The sequence below is a fragment of the Brevundimonas sp. genome (genome assembly GCF_035626535.1).
Classification (GTDB): Bacteria; Pseudomonadota; Alphaproteobacteria; order Caulobacterales; family Caulobacteraceae; genus Brevundimonas.
Genome location: NZ_DASPNO010000052.1, coordinates 21,017 through 46,282 on the forward strand (window position 1 = coordinate 21,017; position 25,266 = coordinate 46,282).

Genomic DNA, 25,266 nt, shown 5'->3' on the forward strand with positions numbered 1-25,266 from the left:
GCGTGCGGCTTCGTGGCGGTTTGCTGGCGGCCTGTCTTCAACCCTGAAATAACTACGCCCTCTTGCGAACCCAATGGACGGTCACCTGATGGCCTCCCGTTCCGGCGAGACGCCCATGACCCAGACCCCGGCCTCCCTCCGCCCGACCCGCATTCTGGCCCGGGGCGTGCTGCTCGGCGTCGTGGTCGCGATGGCCGCCTGCGCGGGCGGGCCGCCCGGCGGTCCGCGCGGGAGACCGGGCGATGGCGCTCCTCTCACCGCCATGTTCATCAGCCCCTTCGGGGAGCCCTTCATGGCTGAACCGGGCGAGCCCTGGCCGGTGTCGGACTGGTTCCTCGGCGCCGATGCCGACCTGGACGGCGCGGTCACGTTCGAGGAGTTTGCGGCGGATGGTCGCCGCTGGTTCGGTGTCCTCGACCAGGATCGCAGCGGCCGGCTGGATTCCGCGGAACTGGCGGCCTACGAGACCCGGCTGCGCATGCTGTCCCGGGGAGCGGAGGGCGGCCCCGGTCCCCGGCGAGGCGGGCCGCGCGGCGGCGGGGAGAGGCCCGCGCCGATGGCCCGGGCGGCGCCGGAACTGCAGGCTGGTCCTCCGGGTGGCGGGCCTCACCGCGGCGGACGAGGCGGACGCACCGCAGGCTACGGCGCCGTGGCCGAGGCGGGCTTCTTCAACCTGCCGCAGCCGGTCAAGGCCGCCGACGTCAACGTCGACCAGAGGGTGACGGGCGAGGAATGGGCGACGGCGACCGAGCGCTGGTTCCTGGCGCTGGATGCGGACCGGGACGGGCGTCTGACCCTGGCCAGCCTGCCCCGGACGCCGCTTCAGGCGCGGATCGAGGCGAGGCCGCGCTGAGGCTTCACTGGCAGGCGAGGCACTCGTCGTAGTCGGTGCGGGCGGCGCTGAAGAGGTCGGGCTGGTTGGGGTCGGGCTCATCCTCGGCCTTGGTCTCGGCGCCGGCGAAGGCTGCGCGCTGAACCGACTTGGAGCGCAGGTAGTAGAGCGACTTCACGCCGGTCTCCCACGCCCGCCAGTGCAGCATGTGCAGGTCCCATTTGTCGACGTCGCCCGGGATGAACAGGTTGATCGACTGGGCCTGGCAGATCTCCGGGGCGCGGTCGGCGGACAGTTCGACGACCCAGCGCTGGTCCAGTTCGAAGGCGGTCTTGAAGACGGCCTTCTCGTCGTCGCTCAGCTGGTCGAGGTGCTGGACCGAGCCCTCGTGCTCGAGGATGGAGTTCCACACCTCGCTGGTGTCGATGCCCTTCTCGCCGAGCAGCTTCTCCAGATAGGGGTTCTTGACCGCGAAGGAGCCCGACAGGGTCTTGTGGGTGTAGATATTGGCCGGGATCGGCTCGATGCCCGCCGACGTGCCGCCGCAGATGATCGAGATCGAGGCGGTCGGGGCGATGGCCAGCTTGTGGCTGAAGCGCTCCATGACGCCCCGCTCGGCGGCGTCCTCGCAGGGACCCTTCTCCTCGGCCAGCAGGCGGCTGGCCTTGTCGGCCTCGCGGCGCAGATGCTTGAACAGCCGCATGTTCCACGACTTGGCCATGGCGGATTCGAAGGCCACGCCCTGCTGCTGCAGGAAGGAGTGGAAGCCCATCAGACCGAGGCCGACCGAACGCTCGCGTTTGGCCGAATAGACGGCGGCGGCCATGGCCGGCGGGGCGCGGCGGATGAAGTCCTCGAGCACATTGTCGAGGAAGCGCATCACGTCCTCGATGAATTTCGGCTCCTCGCGCCATTCGAGGAAGGTCTCGGCGTTGACCGAGGACAGGCAGCAGACCGCGGTGCGGTCGACACCGAGGTGGTCGCGGCCCGTGTGCAGCATGATCTCGGCGCACAGGTTCGACTGTTTGACCGACAGGCCCAGCTCGCGCTGGTGCGGCGCCATCTGGCGGTTCACGGTGTCGGAGAAGATCAGATAGGGCTCGCCGGTCTGCAGGCGGATCTCGAGGATCTTCTGCCACAGGGCGCGGGCGTCGACGGTCTTGAGGACCTCGCCGTTCTTCGGCGACTTCAGCTCGAAGGTCTTGCCGTCGCGGACCGCGAACATGAACTCGTCGGTGATGTTGATGCCGTGGTGCAGGTTCAGGGACTTGCGGTTGAAGTCGCCCGACGGTTTGCGGATCTCGAGGAACTCCTCGATCTCGGGGTGGTGGACGTCGAGGTAGACGGCGGCCGAGCCGCGGCGCAGCGAACCCTGCGAGATGGCCAGGGTCAGGGAGTCCATCACCCGGATGAAGGGGATGATGCCCGAGGTCTGGCCGGCGCCCTTGACCTTCTCGCCGATGGAGCGGACGCCGCCCCAGTAGGTGCCGATGCCGCCGCCGTTGGAGGCGAGGGCGACGTTCTCGTTCCAGACCGACTGGATGCCGTCGAGGCTGTCGCCGACGGCGTTGAGGAAGCAGGAGATGGGCAGGCCGCGGTCGGCGCCGCCGTTGGACAGCACCGGGGTGGCCGGCATGAACCACAGCTTCGACATGTAGTCGTAGACGCGCTGGGCGTGGTCGGCGTCGTCGGCATAGGCCGTGGCGACGCGGGCGAACATGTCCTGGTAGGACTCGCCGGGCAGCAGATAGCGGTCCTCGAGCGTCTTCTTGCCGAAGTCGGTCAGGAGGTCGTCGCGGGACCGGTCGAGCTGGATCGAGGGCACCACCTTCAGGTGGGGTCGATCAGCGGCGTCCGCAGCCGCGACCGACTGGAAATCCACTGTCTTCAACGCTTCGCCGCCGGCCATAATGGTCACTGCCCTGAACTGGATCGATTAAGTCGTTCGCGCCACCGACCACATCATCTAGTGGCCCCAACGCTCCCCAAGCCCACATATGGGGCGCAGATGGCTAACGACCCGTCAACGGGGTTGACGATCACTTTCTGGGCGAATCACGTTCAAGGCGGGGGATGAGCCTGTGGACAGGCCGTGACGGCGGGATGACGGGGGCTTGATGCGGGCCGCCGATTTTCGATCACGAACGCGTGAGGGGAACGTCCCGCAAGCGGGACCGTTTCGGGCCGATGATCCCCGACCAGATCCTCCACTTCGGCCGCCGCGCCCTGCGCATCGCGCGCACGGAGATCGCCGCGGTCAGCGCCCTGTTCATCGTGGCGCTGGGGGTGATGACCTTCGTCGAACTGGCCGACGACATGACCGAGGCGGACGGGCGGGCCTTCGACGAGGCCGTGCTGGGCGCGATGCGGCCGAATGCGACGGCGCTCGACCCGTGGGGCCCCGGCTGGCTGGAGACGGCGGCGCTGGACCTGACCGCGCTGGGCGGCACGGCGGTGCTGAGTCTGTTCGCCGTGGTGGTGACGGGCTTCCTGATCCTGCAGCGCAAGCGGCTGTCGGCCCTGCTGCTGGTGCTGGGCCTGATCGGCGGCGTGGCGCTGAGCGAGGGGCTGAAGGCGCTGTTTGGGCGAGAGCGGCCGCCCGAGGCGCTGCGGGCGGTGGAGACGATGAGCGCCAGCTTCCCGTCGGGGCACAGCCTGCTGTCGGCGGTCTTCTATCTGAGCATCGGGGTGATGCTGACCCGGGCGTTCCCGCAGAAGCGGTTCAAGGCCTACATCATCGGGGTGGCGGTGCTGCTGACGCTGATCGTCGGGCTGACGCGGGTCTATCTGGCGGCGCACTGGGCCACCGACGTGCTGGCCGGCTGGAGCGTCGGGGCGGCCTGGGCCATGGCGCTGTGGCTGGTCGCCTACGCCATCCAGCGGCGTCAGGCGGGACACCCGCAGGAGCCGCACGTGCTGCCGGTGGATGAGGACAGCCGGACCTGACCTCCGTCTCGCTCGTCATCCTCGGGCTTGACCCGAGGATCAGGCCGTCCGGTGCTCGAGGGAAACTCCTGCGGTCACGCTCGCGGGCCGACACTGCCGCACAGCCTGGCCCAACATCTGATCCTCGGGCTTGACCCGAGGATGACGGGGAGAGTGGTTCTTCACCCCGCCCCGAACTCGAGATCCTTGCGGGCCGAGATGATGGTGACGATGAAGCCGGCGAGGACGTCGAGCATGATCATCGTCAGGATCAGGAAGAAGGTCGAGGTGGCGAAGCCCTTGATCAGCAGGAAGGCGACCAGGCAGGCCACGAACAGGATCATCGACAGCGCGTGGTTGACGATGGCGACCTTCTGGCTGGAGGTCGACTTGAGCAGTTCGAAGAACAGAAGCAGCAGGGCGAGGAAGAGGATCAGGTCGCCGCTGCCGATGTTCCACCCGCTGCCCGAGACCATGGGAACGGTGAAGATCGGATCCCGCAGCGCCTGCTCGGCCGCCGCGACGCCACCGGTCCCGACCACGCCGGTCAGGATGACGATGGCGTAGATGACCACCGGAATGATGAGCAGCGGCAGGGCGATCAGCATGGCTGGGGCTCCAGAGCGGACGGACGACGCGGCCGGGCGATACGGCCGCGCTTGTTAACGATGAATACCCCTGTTCGCTCCGTACCGCTACGGTTGCTCGCCTGCCAGGCGAGCGGTCAGAATTCGGAGATTCCGCCGGGCCGGCGCGCGCGGGACTTGAGCCACATGACGCCGAGCAGGTCCGAGAACGAGGCCACCAACCGCCCCCAGTTGGTGTATTTCGAGCGGCCCGTCTCGCGATGGCGGTGGTCGACGTCGAGGTAGCGGTTCTCGTAGCCCTCGCGGATCATCAGCGCCGGCAGGTAGCGGTGGATGTGATCGAAATACGGAAGACGCAGAAAGATCTCGCGGCGGAAGGCCTTGAGGCCGCAGCCGGTGTCGTCGGCGTCGTCGGAGAGCAGCCGCTTGCGGATGCGGTTGGCCCAGCGCGAGGCCCAGCGCTTGGCGCCGGTGTCCTGGCGTCTGGCGCGCACGCCGCCCACCAGTGCGACATGGGGCGGCGAGGCGGCCAGCAGGTCGGCCAGGCGGGGCGCGTCGGCAGGGGGGTTCTGGCCGTCGCCGTCGAGTGTCACGACGATGGGACCCCGGGCGGCGAGCACACCGGTGCGGACGGCGCGGCTCTGGCCGGCATTGGCGGCGTGGCTGAGCACGCGCAGGGCCGGCAGCTCGGCCATCAGGGCGCGCAGCTCGGCGAGGGTGCCGTCCTTCGAGGCGTCGTCGACGAAGACCATCTCATAGGAACGCCCGGCGAAGGCGGCGGCGATCTCGCGGGCCAGGGGGCCGGCGGCGCCTTCCTCGTCATGTACGGGAACGACCACGGAGATGTCGGGGGTCTGCTCGATCATCGCCGTTCTCTAGCGGGTTTCGCGGGACAGCGGGAGGGCGGGGCGAGGGATGGCTGACGCGGCCCGAAACGGCGTGTTAGGAAGATGAACATGATGCGCCCCGACCTCGACCGATTCATCGCCGGCTGGCGGGGCCCGCTGCTGGCGGCCCTGATCGCCCTGTTCGCCGGACTGCCGGTGCTGATGCTGCTGCCGCCGCTCGATCGCGACGAGAGCCGCTACGCCCAGGCGACCTCGCAGATGCTGGAGAGCGGCGACTACGTCGACATCCGCTTCCAGGACGATCCGCGCTGGAAGAAGCCGGTTGGCATCTACTGGATGCAGGCGGCGGCGGTGGCGGTGACCTCCAGCGTCGAGAACCGGGACATCCAGCCCTACCGCATCCCGTCGATCCTCGGGGCCATGCTGGCGGCGGCGGCCTGCGCCTGGGCGGGGGCGGCGATGTTCGGACAGAGGGCCGGCTTCCTCGCCGGGGCCATGCTGGGGGCGACCTTCCTGCTGTCGACCGAGGCCGGCATCGCCAAGACCGACGCCATGCTGTGCGCCTCGGTGACCCTGGCCATGGCGGCGCTGGCGCGGATCTATCTGGCCACGCGGGCCGGGGAAGCGCCGCGACGGCCGCACAAGCTGCTGTTCTGGCTGGGAGTCGGCCTGTCGATCCTGATCAAGGGGCCGATCGGCCTGATCGTGGTGGTCCCGGCCATACTGATGCTGTCGCTGTGGGACCGTGACGTGAAATGGCTGGCGCGGCTCGGCTGGGGCTGGGGCCTGCCGCTGGTGGCCCTGATCGTCGGCCCGTGGGCCATCGCCATCACCATCGCCACCGACGGCGGTTTCTGGCGCGAGGCCATCGCGGGCGACCTGGCGCCCAAGATCGCCGGCGGCCACGAGAGCCATGGCGCGCCGCCGGGCTACTATCTGATCGGAGCGCTGGCGCTCTTCTTCCCGGCCACGCTGCTGCTGCCGGCGGCGTTGTCGACGGGCTGGCACAGGCGGGCCGAGCCGGCGGTGCGCTTCCTCGTCTGCTGGCTGGTTCCGGCCTGGCTGATCTTCGAGCTGACCCCGACCAAGCTGGCCCACTACACCCTGCCGGCCTACGGCGCGCTGGCGCTGCTGGCGGCGGCGGCCCTGACCCGGCCGATCGGATCCGTGTCGCGCTATTCGGGCGCGGTTCTGTCGGTGGTCGCCGGTTTCCTCATTGTGCTGATCACCGTCTATGGCCTGACCGAGTTCGGGCGGTCGACGGCGCAGACCTGGGCGACGATCACCATCGTCTTCGCGGCGCTGGCGGCGCTGATCGGGGCCTTCCTGCTGCTGCACCGGGCGGCGGCGACGGCGGTGGCGGCGGCGATCGCGCTGGGCGTGGTGGCCCACGCCGGACTCGCGGGCACGATCCGTCAGCTGCGCCCGCTGGCCATTGCGCCGCAGCTGCAGCAGGTGCTGGAGCGGGCCGACCTGCATCCGCGGCAGGGGCGGCCGGGGCCGGTGGCCATCACCGGCTTCCACGAGCCGAGCTTTGTCTTCCTGACCGGGCGCGAGACCGAACTGACCGACGCCGCGGGCGCGGCGCGGGCGCTGGCTGAGGGGCGGCCGGTGATCGTCGAGGCACGCGACGCCGACGCCTTCAGCGTCGCCTCGGCCGAGCTGGGAGTGACCGGCCGGGCGGTGGGGGTGGTCAACGGCCACAACTATTCGCGCGGCGACGACGTCAGCCTGACCGTCTACGCGCCTTCGGGGAGCGGGTTGGCAGGAAGCGGGCTGGGGGGGAGCGAACTGGCGGGGAGCGGGGCGCGGTGAGCCGCCCGATCACGATCGTCGAGGTCGGGCCGCGCGACGGACTGCAGAACGAGAAGGCGATCCTCGAGCCCGCCGTCCGCGCCGATCTGGTGCGGCGGCTGGAGGCGGCGGGGGCGCGGCGCATAGAGGCGGTCAGCTTCGTGCATCCGAAATACGTGCCGCAGATGGCCGGGGCCGAAGAGGTCATGGCCGAACTGGCCAGGAACGGGCCCCACGAGGCGGCGCGCAGCCGCATCGGCCTGGTGCTGAACGGCAAGGGCTACGACCGGGCGCTGGGCACTGCCGTTGACGAGGTCAATGTGGCCATGTCGGCGACCGACGGCTTCGGGCTGAAGAACCAGGGCATGGGCGTCGATCAGCAGGTGTCGATGCTGTCGGACATCCTGACGGGACGGGCCAACGCCCCCCCTCCACCGCCTTCGGCGGTCCCCCTCCCCCTGAAGGGGGGAGGAAATGGCGAGCCGGGGGCGGCGCCGTCGCTGTCGGCGACCCTGAGCTGCGTCTGGGGCTGTCCGTTCGACGGCGAGGTGTCGGTGGATCAGGTGGCCGATCTGGTGGGCCGCATCGGCGAGCTGGGCGTGGCCGAGATCGCGCTGGCGGACACCATCGGCGTGGCCGACCCGTGGGCGGTGACGAAGACGGTCGAAGCGGCGCGCAGGGCGGCGCCGGAGGCGGTGCTTCGGCTGCATTTTCACGACACGCGCAACACCGGGCTGGCCAACGCCTGGGCCGGCGTGGAGGCGGGGATCGACGTGCTCGACGCCTCGGTGGGCGGCATCGGCGGCTGCCCGTTCGCGCCGGGCGCCACAGGCAACATCGCCACCGAGGACCTGGTCTATATGCTGGAGCGGGCGGGCTTCGAGACCGGCTACGACCTCGACGCCCTGATCACGACGGCGCGCTGGATCGGCGAAAAGATCGGCCGCCCGGCCCCGAGCGCGCTGAGCCGGGCCGGGGGCTGGCCGAGGGGCTGACGGTTCGTCCCCGGATCAGGCCTGGCGCCGTTCGTACCAGCCGCGGGTCCGGTTCACGATCCAGACGATGGACAGCATCACGGGCACCTCGATCAGCACCCCGACCACGGTCGCCAGCGCCGCGCCGGACTGGACGCCGAACAGGCTGATGGCGGTCGCCACGGCGAGTTCGAAGAAGTTGCTCGCCCCGATCAGGGCGGAGGGGCCGGCGACGCTGTGGGACTCGCCGGCCACGCGGTTCAGCAGATAGGCGAGGCCGGAGTTGAAATAGACCTGGATCAGGATCGGCACGGCAAGGAGGGCGATGATCAGCGGCTGGCGGATGATCTGCCCGCCCTGGAAAGCGAACAGCAGGACGAGGGTGGCGAGCAGGGCGCTGATGGAGATGGGCGCCAGCATCCTCAGCGCCCGTTCCAGCTGGCCGGAGCGGAGCAGGGCCCGGCGCAACAGTTGGGCGAGGATCACCGGAACGACGATGTAGAGGACCACCGACAGGAGAAGGGTCTCCCAGGGCACGGTGACGGCGGCGAGGCCGAGCAGCAGTCCTACGATGGGGGCGAAGGCCACCAGCATGATCAGGTCGTTGAGGGCGACCTGGCTGAGAGTGAAATGGGGTTCGCCCCTGGTGAGGTGGCTCCAGACGAAGACCATCGCCGTGCAGGGCGCCGCCGCGAGAATTATGAGGCCGGCGATATAGCTCTCGATCTGGTCCGGCGGCAGCAGCGGCCGGAACAGCCAGCCGATGAACAGCCAGGCGAGCAGCGCCATCGAGAACGGCTTGACCGCCCAGTTGATGAAGAGGGTGACGCCGATGCCGCGCCAGTGGCTCCCCACCTGACCGAGGGCGCCGAAGTCGATGCGCATCAACATCGGCACGATCATGGTCCAGACAAGCGCCGCGACCGGCAGATTGACCTTGGCGATCTCGGCCGAGGCGAGCGCGGAGAACACGCCCGGGAACAGCCAGCCGAGGCCGATCCCGGCGCCGATGCAGAGGATTACCCAGACGGTGAGGTAGCGTTCAAAGAGGTTCATGGAGACGTCGGCGCCGGCGGGTCAGCAGCAGGCGGCGGCGGGTTGGTCAACAGCGCCGACAGGCGCGGGGCAGCAGGACGCGTCCGGCTTGCCGGCGTCGGCCGGACGCGCGTCCGCCCCGTCCTCGCCGTAGCTGGTGGCGTCGCCGAAGGTGAAGAAGGTCTCCCACCGCAGGCCGGAAGGGTCCGTCACCCACGCCTTGTCCGATCGGGCGTAGCAGCAGGTGGCGGCCTCCTGATCGCGGGTGGTCTCGCCGGCGGCCTTCAGACGGGACGCCAGATCCCGAAGCTCGCCGGCGCTGTCGACCTGGATGCCGAGATGGTCGACTCCGGCCGTTCGGGCCCGGTCGGAGATGGCGAAATTGACCCGCGGATCATCGAGCATCCACTTGGCGTAATCCTCCCTGGTCATCGCCGGAGGCGCGCCGAACAGGGTCGTATAGAAGCCGATGGACCGGTCGAGATCGTCGACGGCGACGTGAACGTGCAGGCGCTTCATTGGTGAATTCCTTCTTCGGTGGTGTTGCAGCAGGCGGCGCGGCTCGCGGCTTCGGCGAGCGGCGAACAGACCTCGGGGCGGCCCTGACAGCAGTCTTCCATCAGGTAGACGAGCAGCTCGCTCATGCCGCCGTAGTCGGCGCTGTAGATGATGGAGCGCCCGTCACGACGGCTCCTGACCAGCCCGGCGTTGGAGAGGATGGTCAACTGGGCGGACAGGGTATTCGGCGTGATGTCCAGCGAGCGGGCGATCTCCCCGGCGGGGACGCCTTCGCGGCCGGCCCGGACGAGAAGCCGGAAGACCGACAGGCGGCTGTCCTGGGCCAGGGCGGAGAGGCGGGTGACGGCAGCCATTAATTCCATAATTCAAAGAATATGGAATTAATCGTTGCGGTCAAGGGCTGGCTTTGCCGTCCGGTTTCGGATATCAGCGCCCTCCCGAAAACGAGACGACCCATGTTCGCCTATTGCATCAACGCGACCCTGCCCATGTCGCTCGACCGTCAGCCGGTCGAGGGCAAGGGCGCGCGCGCGGAGGGTGCATAGGAGCAGGGGTCCATCGACTTCGGTTTTCCAGCAACCCCTCCCGCCGCCGGCCGGAGGGGTTTCTTGTATCCGCGAGACTCCGCCGCGCCGGTCCGGAAGGATCAGACAGAGAAGGAGACGTCGGCCATGAGCGGCTATGACGTGATCGAAAGCCCGGGCGCGCCGATCAAGGCGTGGACCCGGGGGGTGCCTATCGAGGATGCGGCGCTGGCGCAGCTGAAGAACGTTGCGTCGCTGCCCTTCATCCACAAGCACGTGGCGGTGATGCCGGACGTGCACTGGGGCAAGGGCGCGACCGTGGGCTCGGTGATCCCCGCCGTGGGGGCCATCATCCCGGCCGCCGTGGGCGTGGACATCGGCTGCGGCATGATGGCGGTGCGGACGTCGATCCGCGCCGAACACCTGCCGGACGACCTGTCGGGCATCCGCTCCGCCATCGAGGCGGCCGTTCCGCACGGCCGCACCGACAACGGCGGGCGCAACGACAAGGGCGCCTGGGCCGGCGAGCCGCCCGCTTCGGCGGTGAGCCGCTGGGCTGACCTGCAGGCCGGCTACGACGCCGTGGTGGAGAAGCACCCCAAGGCGGCGCACCCGCGTGGCTTCGGCCACCTGGGCACGCTGGGCACGGGCAACCACTTCATCGAGCTGTGCCTCGACGAGGCGGGCGACGTGTGGGTGATGCTGCACTCGGGCTCGCGCGGGGTGGGCAACCGCTTCGGCAGCTACTTCATCGAGCGGGCCAAGCACGAGGCGCGACGCTGGTTCCTGAACCTGCCGGATCAGGACCTCGCCTACTTCCCGGAAGGGTCGGAGGGCTTCATCGACTACATCCGCGCGGTATCGTGGGCGCAGAAGTACGCGCGCGCCAACCGCGAGGTGATGATGGACAGCGTCCTGAACGTGCTGCGCGCGTTCTGGCCGGATCTGGAGACGACGCAGGAAGCGGTCAACTGCCACCACAACTACGTCTCGAAGGAGCGCCACTTCGGCAAGGACGTGTTCCTGACCCGGAAGGGCGCGGTGTCGGCCAAGCTCGACGAATTGGGCATCATCCCCGGTTCGATGGGGGCGAAATCCTTCATCGTGCGCGGCAAGGGCAATGCGGACTCGTTCTGCACCTGCTCGCACGGCGCCGGCCGGGCGATGAGCCGGACCGAGGCGAAGCGGCGTTTCACGGTGGAGGACCACGTCCGCGCCACCGAAGGCGTCGAGTGCCGCAAGGACGCCGAGGTGATCGACGAAACGCCGATGGCCTACAAGGACATCGACGCGGTCATCGCGGCCCAGGCCGACCTGATCGAAGTCGTGCACACCCTGCGTCAGGTGGTGTGCGTCAAGGGATGACGGGAGCCGGTTCCGCCGCAGGTGGAGCCGGCTTTCGTCGTTGAGAGAGGCGCACAGGACCGTTGCGGAGAGGCGCGTTAGAAGTAGGCTGACCCTGTGACCCCCTACGACCCGCACGACACCTATCCGAACTCCAGGGCCTATCGCGAGCTTCAGCCGTTGCGCCTGCCGGCTGGATGGGCGGTAGGATGGAATGAGCTCCACGTCGGCATGGACGCCGACCTTGGCGAGGTCGGGGGCTCGTCGGTGTTCAATGCGACCAACGCGGGCCGCCGATTCAATATCGATATCGAGTTCCGCCCCGAGTTCAATCCGAACGGGAGCTTCAATCTGACGGTCCTGTACCAGCCTTGGCCGCGGACCGAACGGGGGCGACGCCGGCACGACGCGCCGTTCGCCTTCGACGCGGATGCGCAGACGGTGCACAGCTTCGAAACACGGGCCTATGCGGATCTGGTGGCGGAACTGGAACTCTGGATTGCCCGCTGCACCCTCTGGACGCCCGAGGGCCATTAAGCGCGAGTCCGCGACGGAGGAGACGCAGGATGGATCAGTTCACCGGCGGGTGCCTGTGCGGCGACGTGCGGATCGAGGCGACGGGTCGGCCGTACCGGGTCGGGCTGTGCCATTGCCTCGATTGCCGCAAGCATCACGGCAGCCTGTTCCACGCCTTCGCGATCTTCCCGCGGAAGGCGGTGACGATCGAGGGCGAGACGGGCGAATACGCCGGCCGCTCCTTCTGCCCCCGCTGCGGCTCCTCCGTGTTCTCTCGCACCGGCGACGAGACCGAGGTGGCGCTGGGGGCGCTCGACGCCCCCGACCAGCTGACGCCGACCTATGAGCTCTGGACGGTGCGGCGCGAGGCGTGGTTGCCTCCCTTCCCGCTGGCGAAGCGGTATGGGCGCGACCGGGAAGGCCCGGGCCGCTCCGAGCCCTGAGGACGCGGCAGGCGGCCTACTCCGGCAGGCTGTCGAGCAGCCACCGCGCGGCGACGTCGGCCCCGTCGGCGCCGATCGCGCCGGCGCGGCCGGCGGCAGTTGTGGCGCCGGCGCCGCCGTGGTGGACGACCGCGGCGACGCGGGGGAACAGCGCCTGCTGGTTGACGTCGCCGGTGGCGAAGCAGTGGTTCCGGTCGTCGTCCAGACCGGGTCCGGCCCAGCCGCGGGAGAGGACGACGCGACGTCCATGGCCGCGGATCGCCCGGCGAGGCGAGAGAGCCTCCGGCCGCCGGTTTCCTCCGCATTGCAGTCGCCCGCCGGCCTGTTAAGCAGGACGCCAGTCCGTTGACGGGGGGCAGCCATGCTGCGGCGTTCATTGCTTCTGGCGGGGCTTCTGGCGGGGCCCGCCGTCCTGCTGGCGCCGGCGGTTCTGGCGCAGGAGCGGGCCGGCGGCCGGGTCCGCGCGAGGGAGATCGGGCTGGTCCCGGGCGTGCTGCAGCCCGGCCCGCTCAACGCCCTCACCGATGTCGCCGGCGTCCGGGTCGGTCAGGTGACCCTGATCGAGGGCGCCAGCGTCCGGACTGGCGTGACGGCGATCCTGCCGCATTCCGGCAACCTGTTTCAGGACAAGGTTCCCGCCGGGCTGGCGGTGGGAAACGGCTTCGGCAAGTTCGCGGGCGCGACCCAGATCGTCGAGCTCGGCGAGATCGAGACGCCGATCGTCCTGACCAACACCCTCGCCGTGCCGCGGGCGGCGGAGGCCGTGATCGACTGGACGCTGGAGCAGCCCGGCAACGAGGGCGTGCGCTCGGTCAATGCTGTGGTCGGCGAGACCAACGACGGGCGGCTCAACGACATCCGGGCCCGGCCGGTGACCGTGGCCCATGTGCGCGAGGCCATCGCCCGGGCGAGCGGCGGGCCCGTCGAGGAGGGCAGCGTCGGCGCCGGGACCGGCACGGTCGCCTTCGGCTGGAAGGGCGGCGTCGGCACGAGCTCGCGCGTCCTGCCGGCCCGGCTGGGCGGCCATACGGTCGGGGTGCTGGTGCAGAGCAACTACGGCGGGGTGCTGAGCATGGGCGGGGCGCCGGTCGGGCGGACGCTGGGGCAGTATCATCTGAGGGAGTTCGTCGAGGACCGGAGCGCCGATGGCTCGATCATGATCGTGGTGGCCACCGACGCGCCGCTGGGCGACCGCAATCTGACGCGGCTGGCGCGGCGGGCGATGGCCGGCGTGGCGCGCACCGGATCGACCTTCTCCAACGGGTCCGGAGACTATGCGGTGGCCTTTTCGACAGCCGAGGCGGTGCGGCGGACGCCGGAGCGACGCGGCGGCGTGACCGGCTACAGCGAGCTGGGCAACGACCAGGTCTCGCCGCTGTTCGCCGCGGTCATCGAGGCGACCGAGGAGGCGATTTACAATTCGCTGCTGATGGCCACGACGGTGCGCAGCGTCGACGCGGCCACGGGGCGGCCGGTGGCGGTCGAGGCGATCGACGTCGCCGCGGTCCGGCGGATACTGGAAGAGCACCGGCTGGCCGGCGGCTGAGAGGGCGGGATGGGGCGGCTGATCGAGGAACTGGACTACCGGCCCACGGCCATGGGCCCGCTGGTGCTGAGGCGGCGCTGGGTGGCGGCCATCGACCGGGACGTGGTGGAGGTGATCCTCGGCGACGAGCATCTGATGTCGAGCCTGTTCACGGTCGGGGAGATCGAGCTGGCGGTGCGCGGTCTGGCGGCGGCGAAGGGGCAGGGGCTGCGCGTGCTCGTCGGCGGACTGGGGTTGGGCTACACGGCGCGGGCCGCGCTGGCCGTTCCGCGGGTGGCCTCGGTGGAGGTGGTCGATGCGCTGGAACCGGTGATCGAGTGGCACCGGGCGGGTCTGGTTCCGATCGGCGACAGCCTCGGGACGGAGCCGCGGTGCAGGCTGTCGCACGGAGATTTCTTCGGCTGGTTCGATGCGCCGCGGGCCGAGGGCGGGCGCTACGACGTGGTGCTGCTCGACATCGATCACTCGCCGCGCAACCTGCTGCACCCGGACCATGCGCGGTTCTATTCGTGCGACGGGTTGGCCCGGGTGCGGGATGCGCTGACGGCCGAGGGCGTGTTCGCCATGTGGTCGGACGAGGGGCCGGACGAGGGCTTTCTCGCGGTGCTGGCGGCGGTGTTCCCGGCGGCGCGCGCGGAGGTGGTGGCGTTCGACAATCCCCTGACCGGCGGCGCCTCGACCTGCACCATCTATGTGGCCGGGCCGGCCGGCTGACGGTCCGCTTTTCAGCAACTCCTCACATTCCGCTCATGCCGGTCACCGCCGCCTGCGGCATGGTTCGGGCGTCGATGGCGACGTGGAGGGACGAGATGAACGTGACGAACGAGGACCTGGACCAGCTGTGGCGCATCCTGCGGCCGCTGGGGTGGGCGGCGGTCGCCCTTGTGATGCTGGCGCCGGCGGTCGCGATGCGGTTCACCGACGAGGTCAACTGGACGACGACCGACTTCGTCTTCGCGGGCGTGCTGCTGATCGGCGGCGCGGCCCTGATCGAACTGGTCGCCTGGCGGGTGCGCAATCCGGTGATCCGCATCGGCTTCGCCCTGGGCGTCGTCGCAGTGGTGGCCCTGATCTGGGCCGAGGCCGCGGTCGGCATTTTCCACTAGAACTGGACAGTCGGTCGAAGGACTCTGCGATGAACGGGACCGGGCCGATGGGCGGGACGATGGAGACCGAGGCGCGGCTGACGAGGGTGCTGCGGCGGTTAGTCTGGGGCGGGGCGGTCTTCGCTTGGTGCGTGCCTCTGGCCGCGAGGCTGCTGCTGCCGGGGATGGAGTGGACGACGTTCGACTTTGTCGTCTGGGCGATCATGCTGCTGGCGGCCGCGGCGCTGTGTGAGATCGGCCTGAGGCTGTCGGGCCAGCTGGCTTACCGGGCGGGGGTGATCGTAGCGGTGGGCACCAGTTTCCTGATCACCTGGTCTAACCTGGCGGTCGGGATCATCGGCGACGAGGACAATCCGCTGAACCAGATCTTCTTCGGCGTCATCGCCATCGCGCTGGTCGGGGCGTTTCTCGTCCGGTTCCGGCCCAAGGGGATGGCGGCGGCCATGCTGGTGACGGCGCTGGCCCAGTTCGGAACCGCCTTCGTCGCCCTGGCCTATGAGCACATCGTCTTCGTCATCGTCGGCGTGTTCACGCTCGGCTGGCTGCTGTCGGTCTGGCTGTTCCGGGAAGCGGCGCGGGGGGAGACGCCCCGGACCGCCGCCTAGCGGCGTCCGGGATGACCAGGCGGCCTAGAGGTTCAGCAGGGCCGGGTCGCCGCCCTGGGCGGAGATATTGTTGCTGATGGCTTTCTCGGCGGCGTAGCGGATCAGGCTGTAGGGGCCGCCGGCCTTGGGGCCGGTGCCGCTGAGGCCCTCGCCGCCAAAGGGCTGGACGCCGACGACCGCGCCGATGATCGAGCGGTTGATGTAGACGTTGCCGGCGGGGACCAGACGCGCGACCTCGTCGGCGAAGGCCTCGATGCGGCTGTGCACGCCCAGCGTCAGGCCGTAGCCGCGCTCGGCCAGTTTCGACGCCGTCTGCTTCAACTTCGAGGGCTCGTAGCGGCAGACGTGCAGGATGGGGCCGAACACCTCGCGCTCGAGATAGTCGGGGGTGGGGACCTCGGCGATGGTCGGGGCGAACAGATGGCCCTTGTCGGCGCCGGCGGGCAGATCGGCGCGGGCGACGATCTTCGCATCCTTGCCCAGTCGTTCGAGGTGGGCCTCGAGCATGGCCCTGGCGTCGGCGTCGATGACCGGGCCGATGTCGGTCGAGGGATCGGCGGGGTCGCCGACGACCTGGGCGGCCAGCGCGCCCTTGAGGCCCTCGATCAGGGCGTCGGCTGCGTCGTGCGGCACATAGAGCAGGCGCAGGGCCGAGCACCGCTGACCCGACGAGCCGAAGGCCGACAGGATGACGTCGTCGATGACCTGTTCCTTCAGCGCCGTGGTGTCGACGAACATGCCGTTGAGGCCGCCGGTCTCAGCGATGAAGGGGATGATCGGACCCGGGCGGTTGGCCAGCGAGCGGTTGATCAGGGTGGCGGTGTCGGTGCCGCCGGTGAAGGCGACGCCGTCGACGCCCGGATGGCTGACCAGTTTCGCGCCGACGGTTTCGCCGCGGCCGGGGACGAGGGCCAGCAGGTCGGGGTTCAGGCCGGCCTTGTAGTAGAGGCGCACGGCCTCGGCGGCGATCAGCGGCGTCTGTTCGGCGGGCTTGGCCAGCACCGCGTTGCCGGCGGCCAGCGCCGCGGCGATCTGGCCGGTGAAGATGGCCAGCGGGAAATTCCACGGGCTGATGCAGGCGAAGACGCCGCGGCCGTGCAGGACCAGCTGGTTGATCTCGCCGACCGGGCCCTTGAGCTCCTGCGGTCCGCCGAAGTCGCGTTCGGCCAGCATGGCGTAGTAGCGGCAGAAATCGGCCGCCTCGCGCACCTCGGCGACGCCGTCGTTGAGGGTCTTGCCCGCCTCGCGGCTGAGCAGGGCGACGAGGCGGTCCATGTCGGCCTCGAGCGCGTCGCCCATGGCGCGCAGGATGGGGGCCCGGCCGGCGCCGCCGATGCGGTCCCACTTCACCTGGGCGCGGACGGCGAGGTCGACGGCGGCGTCGATGTCGGCCTCGGTCGCTTCCGAGACGTGGCCGAGCACCTGGGTCGTGTCGAAGGGGTTGGTCACCGGCTGGGGGTTGGTTCCCGCCTTCAGCTTGCCGCCGAGGATCGGGCCCGAGGTCAGCTTCTCGCTGTCGACCTTCTGCAGGGCGAGGGCGTGCCGCTCGCGGTCGGCGGCCTGGGAGTAGTCGCGGCCCAGCGAGTTCTGGCGGTCCATGTACATGTCCTTGGGGGTCGGGATCTTGGCGTGGCGGTCGGGGTGGGCCTCGACGGCGGAGATGGGATCGGCGGCGACGGCGGAGGCGGGCACCCGCTCGTCCAGCAGGGCGTGGACGAAGGAGGAGTTGGCGCCGTTTTCGAGCAGGCGGCGGACGAGATAGGGCAGCAGGTCCTCGTGGCCGCCGACGGGAGCGTAGGCCCGAACGGTGACGGGCCCGAAGGCGTCGCGGGCGGCGTCGTAGAGGGCTTCGCCCATGCCGTGCAGGCGCTGGAACTCGATCTTCACGCCGCGCTCCGACGCCATCCTGTAGACGGCGGCCAGAGAGTGGGCGTTGTGGGTGGCGAACTGGCTGTAAATGTGCGGCGCGGCCTCGATCATCGCTTTCGCGCAGACGAGGTAGTTGAGGTCGGTCGCGGCCTTGGTGGTGAAGACCGGATAGTCGGTGCGGCCGAACTGCTGGGCGCGCTTGATCTCGGTATCCCAGTAGGCGCCCTTGACCAGCCGGACCATCAGGCGGCGGCCGGACGCCTTCGACAGCTCGGCGACGCGGCGGATCACCTCGGGGCAGCGCTTCTGATAGGCCTGCACCGCGAGGCCGAGGCCGGTCCAGCCGCCGAGATCGGGTTCGTGCGCCAGCCGGTCGAGCAGCTTCAACGACAGGGCGAGGCGGTCGGCCTCCTCCGCGTCCATGGTGAAGTTGATGTCGTATTTCGCCGCGATGCGGGCCAACCGGACGATGCGGGGGTAGAGCTCGTCCCAGACGCGGGCCTCATGCGTGGCCTCGTAGCGGGGCGACAGGGCCGACAGCTTGACCGAGACGCCGTGGCCGGCTTCGGGGCCCTGGCCCCTGGCGGTCCTGCCGACGGCCTCGATGGCGTCGGCGTAGATCTTCTCGTAGCGTTCGGCGTCGGCGGCTGTGCGGGCGCCCTCGCCCAGCATGTCGAAGGAGCACAGCCAGCCCTCGCGGTTCGAGCGCTTCAGCGCCGCCTCGATGGTGCGGCCGACCACGAACTGTTCGCCCATGATGCGGACGGCCGCGGCGACGGCCTCGCGGATGACCGGCTCGCCGAGACGGCCGACGATCCGCCTGAGGAAACCGGGGAGGTCGGTCCTGGCCTCCTCGTCGACGTCGACCAGCTTGCCGGTCAGCATCAGCCCCCAGGTCGAGGCGTTGACGAACAGGCTGTCGGACTGGCCGAGATGGCTGGCCCAGTCGGCCGAACCGATCTTCTCGGCGATCAGGCGATCGCGGGTGTCCTCGTCCGGCGTGCGCAACAGGGCCTCGGCGAGGCACATGAGGGCGAGGCCCTCGCGGGTGCCGAGCGAGAATTCCTGCAGGAAGCTCTCGACCACGCCCTGTTTCTTCTGGCTGGCGCGGGCGCGTTCGACGAGGTCGACGGCGCTGGACAGCACCGCCGCGCGCTCGCCAGCGTCGAGCGGAATGCGGGCCAGCAGGTCGCGGACTGTGGCGGTTTCGTCGGCGAACTTGCCTTCGTCCAGCGTGTCCCAGTGAGCGACGGTCGAGGGAGAGAAGGCGATCGTCATGGGGGTGCGGTCCTGGGTGCAGCGGGCATATATGGCGGACGCCGCCGAATGTGTATCGTATGATCGGCTGTGGCGCCGATGATCATTCGGCAAGAGCAGGAATTTACCGATGGAAGCGCTGGACGCCGTCGACCGCCGCCTGTTGCGCGCCCTGCAGGAGGATGGCCGTCTGTCGAACGCGGAACTGGCGCGGCGCTGCAATCTGTCCGCCGCCGCCTGTTTCGAGCGGGTGCGCCGGCTGCGGGAGCGCCGCGTCATCACCGGCTACGCCGCCCTGATCGACCCCGCCAAGGTCGGGCGGGGGCTGCTGATCTTCGTGGAGGTCCATCTGGACCGCACCACGGGCGATGTCTTTGAGGCCTTCGCCGCGGCGGTGCGCCGCCAGCCCGAGGTGCTGGAGTGCCACATGGTCGCCGGCGGCTTCGATTACCTGATCAAGGCGCGGGTCGCCGACATGGACGCCTATCGGACCTTCCTGGGCGATGTGCTGGTGCGGATGCCGGGCGTGCGCGAGACACGAACCTATGCCGTTCTCGAAGAGGTGAAGGCGACGACAGCGTTGCCGCTCTGAGGGCGTCTCGCCAAGCCGGTTCCAAACGGCTAGATCGGTTCCCCGATCAACGGCGGAGCCATTCGGCCCTCATGCGCATCGTTCTGGCCACCGACGCCTGGGAGCCCCAGGTCAACGGCGTCGTCCGCACCCTGACCCGGACCATCGCGGAATGCCGCGCCATGGGCCACGAGGTCGAGGTCATCGAGCCGAGCCAGTTCAAGACCATCCCCTGCCCGACCTATCCGGAAATCCGGCTGGCCCTGGGGGCCGAGGAGGAGATCCGCGAGCGGCTGCGCGCCTTCGAGCCGGAGGCGGTTCACATCGCCACCGAGGGGCCGATCGGCATCGCCACGCGGCGCATCTGCGTGGAATGGAAGCTGCCGTTCACGACCAGCTACCACACCAAATTCCCCGAGTATGTCTCGGCCCGGTTCCCGATCCCGGTGCAGGTCGGCTACGCCTATATGAAGTGGTTCCACAAGCCGTCGGGCCGGCTGATGGTGGCCACGCCGACCCTGCGCGACGAGCTGCTGGCGCACGGGTTCCGCAACGTCTCGCCGTGGTCGAGGGGCGTCGACACCGAACAGTTCAACCCGGACCTGCCGCGGATCTACGACGAACTGGGGGGCAAGGACTGGCCACGGCCGTTCTGGCTCAACGTCGGCCGGGTGGCGGTCGAGAAGAACATCGAGGCCTTCCTCAAGACCGACCTGCCCGGCACGAAGATCGTGGTCGGCGACGGCCCGGCGCGGGCCGAGCTGCAGGAGAAATACCCGGAGGCGAAATTCCTCGGGGCCCGGTTCGGCGAGGAGCTGGCGCGCTGTTTCCGCGACGCCGATGTGTTCGTCTTCCCGAGCTGGACCGACACTTTCGGCCTGGTGATCCTGGAAGCCATGGCCACGGGCACGCCAGTGGCGGCCTATCCGGCGCATGGGCCGATCGACATCATCCCAGGCTCGAACGCCGGGGCCATCGACAAGGACCTGCGCGCAGCCTGCCTCGAGGCGCTGAAATGCGACCGGGCGGCGGTGCGGGCCTATGCCGAAAAGTTCAGCTGGCGCGCCTCGGCGGAACAGTTCGTCGAGAACCTGCAGCCCTATCCGGAGCCGGAGCGCGGGCGGTTCTGGCGGCGGCTGCGGCGGATCGCCCGGCTGCGGAAGAAGGCGGCGGCTTAAGGTTCACCTCCCCATGAGCGAAGGCGAATGGGGAGGACGGTCGACGCGGAGCGGCGATCCGCAGGGGGCGGCGCAGGCGTCGACCAGCCTATCGCCAATCCTCTGTCACCGAGCCGCCCCTCCTGATCGCTGCGCGATCTGTCCTCCCCACCGGCCTGCGCCGATGGGGAGGTGAGGCTCCGATCTAGAAGTCGAACTGCGCCCGGAACTGCAGCGTCTGGACGTCGACGTCCGAGGCCACGACCTGCGCCTCGTTCTTCGAGTCCGTGTAGTTGGCCATGAAGCGGATGTGGGACCAGGGATACCAGGTGGCGCCGAGGGTCACGGCCGAGTACTCGCCCGCCGTGGCCACGCCCGCGAACTCGGTCAGGTCGGCGGCGTCATAGCGAACCGCGAGTTCCACGGCGCCGATGCCGCCCCGGGTCAGGGGCCTGCGGATGCTGACGCGGTCGAACTTGCCGTCGGCGGCCTTGTATTTGCGCTGTTCGCCGGTCGGGAAGAAGGAGGCGAAGACGTAGTAGCCGCTGGCCTGGGCCGAACCGCCGCCGGTCAGGTCGGCGTCGATGGTCGCCCATTCGCCCTGCACCGAGACGGAACGCCAGACGGCGGCGGCCTCGAGGCCGATGGCGGTGTCGGCGTCGCCCGCGCCGAGCGGCGAGGAGCCGGCGTCGGTGTAGCGGCCGCCGAAATTGGTGTTGTTGCGCACGCGGTAGCGGAAGGCCGTGTCGTCGCGCCGGTCACGGTCGCGGGCCCAGACGCCGAGGTGGACTTTTGTATCGTCGCTGACGATCGGGGCGAAGTGGGCGCGGACGAAGACGCCGCGCTGTTCGTCGCCGCCGCCCGGCGCGCCGTCATTGACCGAATCGCCGTGGACGCCGCCCGTGATCGACCAGTTGTCGCCGCCCGTCCGCGCCGCCAGCGTCATGACGCGGCCGGCGTCGATCAGATCATTCAACGGGCCTCTTTCCATGAAGGTCGTGAAACGGGCCGATGTCACATTCTCGAGCGACAGGCTCTTGAAATTGCCGACCGTGAAGGCGGTGTGTTTGCGGGGCGAGTACTGGACGTACAGGTCTTCCCAGTTCGACTCGCCGTTGATGAAATTGCCCTCGGCGACATAGGTCCACTGATCGCCGAACGCCCCCTGCACGCCGATGCGGGCCGTGCGGAAGCGGTCTTCGGAGGCGCTGAAGTCGGCGCCGACGGCGCGGTCGACGTCCTGTTCGACGTAGTCTGCGAACACCCGGCCCCGGAATTTGAGGGTGAAGTCCCCCCATTTGTATTCGGGTGCGCCCGACCAGGCAGGGGCGGGTCCGACGTTTTGGGCGAGAGCCGGAGCGGCTGTGAGCGCAAGGGCGGCGGCGAGCGCGGCGCCCGCCAACAGGGAATGTTGTCGCATGGGAGAATCCTTCGGTTGGCCGCTGACCGTCACGGTCCGTCAGGCCACGGAGTATTCCGCGTCGGCGACGGTTTCGCTTAGGTCCGGCGAAGGAACGATGAGATTGCGGTGACGCAATTCCGACCGGGCCGACTCATAACCGTGACGCTTCCCATGAAAATTTGTGACACCGGAGACGCGTCACGCCGCATAGCAGAACGCCGCGGACCTTCCGGCCCGCGGCGTTCCAGTTTCCGGCGAAAGAGCCGCCGCTATTGCGGGGCGGTCATCGGGGTCATGCTCGTGGCGATGGCGCGCTGGGCGGCCAGCTCGTCCGCGGGCAGCGGGATCAGGCCGCGGTCCTGCAGATAGCCGCCGCGTCCGGCCGAGGCGTCGGACATGAACTCCATGACGAACTCCTGCAGGCCCGGGGTGACGCCGACATGCTGCTTCTTGACGTAGATGTAGAGGCTGCGGGCCAGCGGGTAGGAGCCGTCGCCGATGGTCGCGGCCGAGGGGGCCACGCCGTCGATGGACAGCGGCTTCACCGAGTCCATGTTCTGCTCGAGGAAGGAGTAGCCGAACACGCCGATCGAACCGGGGGTGCGGGTCAGGGTCTGGACGATGGCGTTGTCGTTCTCGCCGGAGTCGATCCAGGCGTTGTCCTCACGCAGGGTGTGGGCCAGCGACTCGAAACGGTCGCCGTCGGCTTCGTCCACCGCCGCCAGGGCCGGGATCAGCTTGGCGCCCGGGGCCATGCCGAGCTCCAGGAAAGCGTCGCGGGTGCCCGAGGTGGGCGGCGGGCCGTAGACCTGGATGCGCTGGGCGGGCAGGCCGGGATTGACCTGGTTCCAGGTGGTCGCGGGATTGGCGACGAAGGCCCCGTTGGCGCCGGGAACCTCCTTGGCAAGGCCAAGGTAGAGGTCCTGCAGGCGGAGATTGAGGCTTTCGCCGGTGCGCGCCGTGGCGACGACGATGCCGTCATAGCCGATCTTGATCTCGACGATGTCGGTGACGCCATTCTTCTGGCACAGCTCGAACTCGGACTTCTTCATCGGCCGCGAGGCGTTGGCGATGTCGGCCGTGCCCCGTCCGACGCCCTCGCAGAATTTCTGGATGCCGCCGCCGGTGCCCAGCGATTCGACGCGCGGCGTCGCGCCGCCGGCGGTGCGGTTGAAGTTCTCGGCCACGCGGCTGGCGAAGGGGAAGACGGTCGAGGAGCCGACGGCGAGGATGCCGGTCGCGCCGGCCGGGGCGGTTCCGCCGGCGTTGTCGCCACAGGCGCCCAGCGCGACGAGGGCGATCGCCGAGGCGGCGGCGAACAGGGTGCGGTTCATGAATTCAGGCTCCGACGACGGTTTGTGTCGAAGCCGCTTGGACCACAGGTTTGTGACGGACGGGCTGACGGAAAGGTGACGGTTCGGCGACGCTCTTTTTGGGGGTGCGGTCGTCGGCCCTACGGGACCTCCCGACCCGACGCGGCCCGGCCCTTCGCGCGATCCCGCGCTCAAGCAGCGACCGACCGCGTCGCGAGCGTTAGCGCCGCTAGATGTGGATGGCGTGTCCGAGCGCGCGCAGGCTGGCTTCGTGGAAGGCCTCCCCCAGGGTGGGATGGACGTGGATGACGCCGGCGACGTCCTCCAGCACCGCGCCCATCTCCAGCATCTGGGCGAAGCTGTTGGACATCTCCGAGACGTGCTGGCCGACGGCCTGGACGCCGAGCAGGCGGTGGTCGGTCTTTGAGGCGAGCACGCGGACGAAGCCGCCGTCCTCGCCCGCCTCGATGGCCAGGGCGCGGCCGATGGCGGCCAGCGGGAAGACGGCGGTGATGACGTCGTCGCGACCCTCGACGTCTTCCGGGCCGAGACCGGCGGAGATGATCTCCGGCTCGGTGAAACAGACGGCGGCGATGGTCACCGGGTCGAAGCGAGGTTCTTGTGCGCTAGCGCTCGCGGCGCGGCCGCTCGCTGCTTGAGCGCGTTCACGCCCCGCGATGATCTCGGCGACGACCTCGCCCTGTGCCGAGCCCTTGTGGGCCAGCATGGGTTCGCCGGTCAGGTCGCCGACGGCCCAGACGTTCTTCATGCTGGTGGCGCAGCGGTCGTCGATCTTCACGAAGGGCCCGGCCATGGCCACGCCCATGTTCTCCAGACCCCAGCCCCGGGTGCGCGGCTTGCGGCCGACGGTGACGAGGACCTTGTCGGCCTTGAGCTTGATGGCCTTGCCGTCCTTCGTGGTGACGTTGAGCTGGCCCTTCTCGAACGAGCCGGCCCTGGCGCCCAGGTGCAGTTCGACGCCGTGCTTCTCCAGCCATTTGGCGACCGGATCGGTCAGGGCCTTGTCGTAGAGCGGCAGCAGGCGGTCGGCCATTTCGACGATGGCCACCTCGGCCCCCAACTTGCGGAAGGCGATGCCGAGTTCGAGGCCGATATAGCCGCCGCCGACGACGACCAGCTTGCCGGGGACCTTGTCGAGCGACAGGGCCTCGGTCGAGGAGATGACGTCGCCGCCGAAGGGCAGGAAGGGCAGTTCGACCGGCTCGGAGCCGGTGGCGAGGATGACGTGCTCGGCGGTGATGATCAGGTCGCCGTCGGCGGTCTTCACCGTGCAGGTCTTGGCGTCGGAGAAGGTCGCCCAGCCCTTGACGACCTTGACCTTCGCCTTCTTCAGCAAGGCCGCCACGCCGGCGTTCAGCTTGCGGACGATGCCGTCCTTCCACGCCGTGGTCTGGGCCAGGTCGATGGCGGGTGTCGACGCCGTGATGCCGAGCGTCCCGCCGGCGGCCGCCTTGGCGACGGTCTCGAATTTCGAGGCGGCGTGGATGATCGCCTTCGACGGGATGCAGCCGACGTTCAGGCAGGTCCCGCCCAGGCCGTCGCCGCCGTCGACCAGCGCGGTGTCGAGGCCCAACTGGCCGCAGCGGATGCCGGCGACGTAGCCGCCGGTGCCTGCGCCGATGATCAGGACTTTGGTGGAGAGGGTCTGGGTCATTGCATCCGTCAATAATCTAGGTCGCGCTGGCGGAACTCGGCCGGGGTCAGCACCAGCGTCGGGCGTTGAAGACGCTCCCAGAGGAAGTAGCCCGTCTCCCCCGCCTCGACCGTGCGGTCCGGTCTGCTCGAACAGCTCCAGTCCTGGTCGTGGGCCTCGTGGGTGCTGAAGCGATATTCAAAACGGGCCGACTGAGGTCCGCCCTTGACGGTCGTCACCGGCTCAACTGTGGCTATGCGGTCGATCTGAACCTTCCAGTCGTGGACCCAGACGCGGGCAATGCGCACGCTCGAGACGCGCCCCTCAACGATGCGATCGGCCGCCGCTCGCCGCTGACCGAGGCTTGTCCACTCGCAGGCCATAGCGCTCGACGCGAACGTCGTGGCGCCGATCGCCAGAAACAGGCCCAGGGCCCTCATCGCAC

The 25,266-nt window shown here is 69.4% G+C and carries 24 protein-coding genes; 13 read left to right on the forward strand and 11 right to left on the reverse strand.

The window, feature by feature from the left end; genetic code table 11:
- The first annotated feature begins 115 nt into the window (after positions 1 to 115).
- Positions 116 to 853, forward strand: a complete 738-nt coding sequence (locus tag VEC04_RS07300; RefSeq protein ID WP_324775340.1) for a hypothetical protein — start codon at positions 116 to 118, stop codon at positions 851 to 853.
- Between the two features lie 4 nt (positions 854 to 857).
- Here the strand turns inward: VEC04_RS07300 and VEC04_RS07305 are convergent, their stop codons facing one another.
- Complete coding sequence (locus VEC04_RS07305) at positions 858 to 2,741, reverse strand: ribonucleoside-diphosphate reductase subunit alpha (protein WP_324775395.1); 1,884 nt, start codon at positions 2,739 to 2,741, stop codon at positions 858 to 860.
- 239 nt (positions 2,742 to 2,980) lie between these two features.
- Here VEC04_RS07305 and VEC04_RS07310 point away from each other — a divergent pair, with 239 nt between their 5' ends.
- A complete protein-coding gene (locus VEC04_RS07310; RefSeq protein WP_324775342.1) occupies positions 2,981 to 3,778 on the forward strand; it encodes a phosphatase PAP2 family protein in 798 nt (265 codons plus the stop codon).
- Positions 3,779 to 3,939: 161 nt separating this feature from the next.
- Here VEC04_RS07310 and VEC04_RS07315 read toward each other — a convergent pair whose 3' ends face one another.
- Entirely contained in the window at positions 3,940 to 4,365 is a 426-nt protein-coding gene (locus VEC04_RS07315) for a hypothetical protein (protein ID WP_324775344.1), read from the reverse strand.
- Between the two features lie 116 nt (positions 4,366 to 4,481).
- The gene (locus VEC04_RS07320) at positions 4,482 to 5,210 is read right to left on the reverse strand and encodes a glycosyltransferase family 2 protein (protein WP_324775345.1); all 729 of its coding nucleotides are present in this window, start codon (positions 5,208 to 5,210) and stop codon (positions 4,482 to 4,484) included.
- 90 nt (positions 5,211 to 5,300) lie between these two features.
- On the opposite strand from VEC04_RS07320, the gene VEC04_RS07325 reads away from it, so the two are divergent.
- Both VEC04_RS07325 and VEC04_RS07330 read left to right on the forward strand, forming a co-directional pair.
- On the forward strand, positions 5,301 to 7,007 hold the full coding sequence (locus tag VEC04_RS07325; RefSeq protein ID WP_324775347.1) for a glycosyltransferase family 39 protein: 1,707 nt from the start codon (positions 5,301 to 5,303) through the stop codon (positions 7,005 to 7,007).
- Positions 7,004 to 7,981 (forward strand): hydroxymethylglutaryl-CoA lyase, encoded by a 978-nt coding sequence (locus VEC04_RS07330; protein WP_324775349.1) that lies wholly within the window; start codon positions 7,004 to 7,006, stop codon positions 7,979 to 7,981. The genes VEC04_RS07325 and VEC04_RS07330 overlap by 4 nt, the downstream gene beginning before the upstream one ends.
- Before the next feature lie 15 nt (positions 7,982 to 7,996).
- Here the strand turns inward: VEC04_RS07330 and arsB are convergent, their stop codons facing one another.
- The 3 genes from arsB to VEC04_RS07345 are packed head-to-tail and all read right to left on the reverse strand — an operon-like array spanning position 7,997 to position 9,876.
- Positions 7,997 to 9,016 carry an ACR3 family arsenite efflux transporter gene (gene arsB / locus VEC04_RS07335; RefSeq protein WP_324775351.1) on the reverse strand — a complete coding sequence of 340 codons (1,020 nt, stop codon included), beginning with the start codon at positions 9,014 to 9,016 and terminating at the stop codon, positions 7,997 to 7,999.
- 21 nt (positions 9,017 to 9,037) lie between these two features.
- Complete coding sequence (locus VEC04_RS07340; RefSeq protein WP_324775353.1) at positions 9,038 to 9,514, reverse strand: ArsI/CadI family heavy metal resistance metalloenzyme; 477 nt, start codon at positions 9,512 to 9,514, stop codon at positions 9,038 to 9,040.
- A complete protein-coding gene (locus tag VEC04_RS07345; protein ID WP_324775355.1) occupies positions 9,511 to 9,876 on the reverse strand; it encodes a metalloregulator ArsR/SmtB family transcription factor in 366 nt (121 codons plus the stop codon). The genes VEC04_RS07340 and VEC04_RS07345 overlap by 4 nt, the downstream gene beginning before the upstream one ends.
- 309 nt (positions 9,877 to 10,185) lie before the next feature.
- Between VEC04_RS07345 and VEC04_RS07350 the strand changes: the two genes are divergently transcribed.
- The 7 genes from VEC04_RS07350 (at position 10,186) to VEC04_RS07380 (ending at position 15,598) form a co-directional block, all read left to right on the forward strand.
- The gene (locus VEC04_RS07350) at positions 10,186 to 11,403 is read left to right on the forward strand and encodes an RtcB family protein (protein ID WP_324775357.1); all 1,218 of its coding nucleotides are present in this window, start codon (positions 10,186 to 10,188) and stop codon (positions 11,401 to 11,403) included.
- Between the two features lie 96 nt (positions 11,404 to 11,499).
- Entirely contained in the window at positions 11,500 to 11,919 is a 420-nt protein-coding gene (locus tag VEC04_RS07355) for a hypothetical protein (RefSeq protein WP_324775359.1), read from the forward strand.
- 29 nt (positions 11,920 to 11,948) lie between these two features.
- A complete protein-coding gene (locus VEC04_RS07360; RefSeq protein WP_324775361.1) occupies positions 11,949 to 12,341 on the forward strand; it encodes a GFA family protein in 393 nt (130 codons plus the stop codon).
- Positions 12,342 to 12,702: 361 nt separating this feature from the next.
- Positions 12,703 to 13,887, forward strand: a complete 1,185-nt coding sequence (locus VEC04_RS07365; protein WP_324775363.1) for a P1 family peptidase — start codon at positions 12,703 to 12,705, stop codon at positions 13,885 to 13,887.
- Between the two features lie 9 nt (positions 13,888 to 13,896).
- Positions 13,897 to 14,601 (forward strand): hypothetical protein, encoded by a 705-nt coding sequence (locus VEC04_RS07370; RefSeq protein WP_324775365.1) that lies wholly within the window; start codon positions 13,897 to 13,899, stop codon positions 14,599 to 14,601.
- Between the two features lie 35 nt (positions 14,602 to 14,636).
- Positions 14,637 to 14,993 carry a hypothetical protein gene (locus VEC04_RS07375; protein ID WP_324775367.1) on the forward strand — a complete coding sequence of 119 codons (357 nt, stop codon included), beginning with the start codon at positions 14,637 to 14,639 and terminating at the stop codon, positions 14,991 to 14,993.
- Positions 14,994 to 15,022: 29 nt separating this feature from the next.
- Positions 15,023 to 15,598: a hypothetical protein gene (locus VEC04_RS07380; protein ID WP_324775369.1), complete on the forward strand. Its 576-nt coding sequence runs from the start codon at positions 15,023 to 15,025 to the stop codon at positions 15,596 to 15,598.
- Positions 15,599 to 15,622: 24 nt separating this feature from the next.
- On the opposite strand, the gene putA is transcribed toward VEC04_RS07380, so the two are convergent.
- Entirely contained in the window at positions 15,623 to 18,745 is a 3,123-nt protein-coding gene (gene putA, locus VEC04_RS07385) for a bifunctional proline dehydrogenase/L-glutamate gamma-semialdehyde dehydrogenase PutA (RefSeq protein ID WP_324775370.1), read from the reverse strand.
- Positions 18,746 to 18,854: 109 nt separating this feature from the next.
- Here putA and VEC04_RS07390 point away from each other — a divergent pair, with 109 nt between their 5' ends.
- Positions 18,855 to 19,316, forward strand: coding sequence for an Lrp/AsnC ligand binding domain-containing protein (locus VEC04_RS07390; protein ID WP_324775371.1), 462 nt, complete (start codon positions 18,855 to 18,857; stop codon positions 19,314 to 19,316).
- A 71-nt stretch (positions 19,317 to 19,387) separates the two neighbouring features.
- Complete coding sequence (locus VEC04_RS07395; protein WP_324775372.1) at positions 19,388 to 20,473, forward strand: glycosyltransferase family 1 protein; 1,086 nt, start codon at positions 19,388 to 19,390, stop codon at positions 20,471 to 20,473.
- A 184-nt stretch (positions 20,474 to 20,657) separates the two neighbouring features.
- On the opposite strand, the gene VEC04_RS07400 is transcribed toward VEC04_RS07395, so the two are convergent.
- The 4 genes from VEC04_RS07400 to VEC04_RS07415 all read right to left on the reverse strand — a co-directional run bounded on the left by VEC04_RS07400 (position 20,658) and on the right by VEC04_RS07415 (position 25,261).
- On the reverse strand, positions 20,658 to 21,872 hold the full coding sequence (locus VEC04_RS07400; RefSeq protein WP_324775373.1) for an OprO/OprP family phosphate-selective porin: 1,215 nt from the start codon (positions 21,870 to 21,872) through the stop codon (positions 20,658 to 20,660).
- A gap of 251 nt (positions 21,873 to 22,123) precedes the next feature.
- Positions 22,124 to 23,188: a substrate-binding domain-containing protein gene (locus VEC04_RS07405; RefSeq protein ID WP_324775374.1), complete on the reverse strand. Its 1,065-nt coding sequence runs from the start codon at positions 23,186 to 23,188 to the stop codon at positions 22,124 to 22,126.
- A gap of 208 nt (positions 23,189 to 23,396) precedes the next feature.
- Positions 23,397 to 24,842, reverse strand: a complete 1,446-nt coding sequence (lpdA, locus tag VEC04_RS07410; RefSeq protein WP_324775375.1) for a dihydrolipoyl dehydrogenase — start codon at positions 24,840 to 24,842, stop codon at positions 23,397 to 23,399.
- Between the two features lie 8 nt (positions 24,843 to 24,850).
- Positions 24,851 to 25,261: a hypothetical protein gene (locus VEC04_RS07415; protein ID WP_324775376.1), complete on the reverse strand. Its 411-nt coding sequence runs from the start codon at positions 25,259 to 25,261 to the stop codon at positions 24,851 to 24,853.
- Positions 25,262 to 25,266 lie beyond the last annotated feature (5 nt).

Bases quoted from the DNA above. Each gene is read 5' to 3' on its own strand.
- VEC04_RS07300 (WP_324775340.1), top strand. From the start codon at position 116: ATGACCCAGACCCCGGCCTCCCTCCGCCCGACCCGCATTCTGGCCCGG.
- VEC04_RS07305 (WP_324775395.1), bottom strand. From the start codon at position 2,741: ATGGCCGGCGGCGAAGCGTTGAAGACAGTGGATTTCCAGTCGGTCGCG.
- VEC04_RS07315 (WP_324775344.1), bottom strand. From the start codon at position 4,365: ATGCTGATCGCCCTGCCGCTGCTCATCATTCCGGTGGTCATCTACGCC.
- VEC04_RS07320 (WP_324775345.1), bottom strand. From the start codon at position 5,210: ATGATCGAGCAGACCCCCGACATCTCCGTGGTCGTTCCCGTACATGAC.
- VEC04_RS07325 (WP_324775347.1), top strand. From the start codon at position 5,301: ATGATGCGCCCCGACCTCGACCGATTCATCGCCGGCTGGCGGGGCCCG.
- arsB (WP_324775351.1), bottom strand. From the start codon at position 9,016: ATGAACCTCTTTGAACGCTACCTCACCGTCTGGGTAATCCTCTGCATC.
- VEC04_RS07340 (WP_324775353.1), bottom strand. From the start codon at position 9,514: ATGAAGCGCCTGCACGTTCACGTCGCCGTCGACGATCTCGACCGGTCC.
- VEC04_RS07345 (WP_324775355.1), bottom strand. From the start codon at position 9,876: ATGGAATTAATGGCTGCCGTCACCCGCCTCTCCGCCCTGGCCCAGGAC.
- VEC04_RS07350 (WP_324775357.1), top strand. From the start codon at position 10,186: ATGAGCGGCTATGACGTGATCGAAAGCCCGGGCGCGCCGATCAAGGCG.
- VEC04_RS07360 (WP_324775361.1), top strand. From the start codon at position 11,949: ATGGATCAGTTCACCGGCGGGTGCCTGTGCGGCGACGTGCGGATCGAG.
- VEC04_RS07365 (WP_324775363.1), top strand. From the start codon at position 12,703: ATGCTGCGGCGTTCATTGCTTCTGGCGGGGCTTCTGGCGGGGCCCGCC.
- VEC04_RS07370 (WP_324775365.1), top strand. From the start codon at position 13,897: ATGGGGCGGCTGATCGAGGAACTGGACTACCGGCCCACGGCCATGGGC.
- VEC04_RS07375 (WP_324775367.1), top strand. From the start codon at position 14,637: ATGCCGGTCACCGCCGCCTGCGGCATGGTTCGGGCGTCGATGGCGACG.
- VEC04_RS07380 (WP_324775369.1), top strand. From the start codon at position 15,023: ATGAACGGGACCGGGCCGATGGGCGGGACGATGGAGACCGAGGCGCGG.
- putA (WP_324775370.1), bottom strand. From the start codon at position 18,745: ATGACGATCGCCTTCTCTCCCTCGACCGTCGCTCACTGGGACACGCTG.
- VEC04_RS07390 (WP_324775371.1), top strand. From the start codon at position 18,855: ATGGAAGCGCTGGACGCCGTCGACCGCCGCCTGTTGCGCGCCCTGCAG.
- VEC04_RS07395 (WP_324775372.1), top strand. From the start codon at position 19,388: ATGCGCATCGTTCTGGCCACCGACGCCTGGGAGCCCCAGGTCAACGGC.
- VEC04_RS07400 (WP_324775373.1), bottom strand. From the start codon at position 21,872: ATGCGACAACATTCCCTGTTGGCGGGCGCCGCGCTCGCCGCCGCCCTT.
- VEC04_RS07405 (WP_324775374.1), bottom strand. From the start codon at position 23,188: ATGAACCGCACCCTGTTCGCCGCCGCCTCGGCGATCGCCCTCGTCGCG.
- lpdA (WP_324775375.1), bottom strand. From the start codon at position 24,842: ATGACCCAGACCCTCTCCACCAAAGTCCTGATCATCGGCGCAGGCACC.
- VEC04_RS07415 (WP_324775376.1), bottom strand. From the start codon at position 25,261: ATGAGGGCCCTGGGCCTGTTTCTGGCGATCGGCGCCACGACGTTCGCG.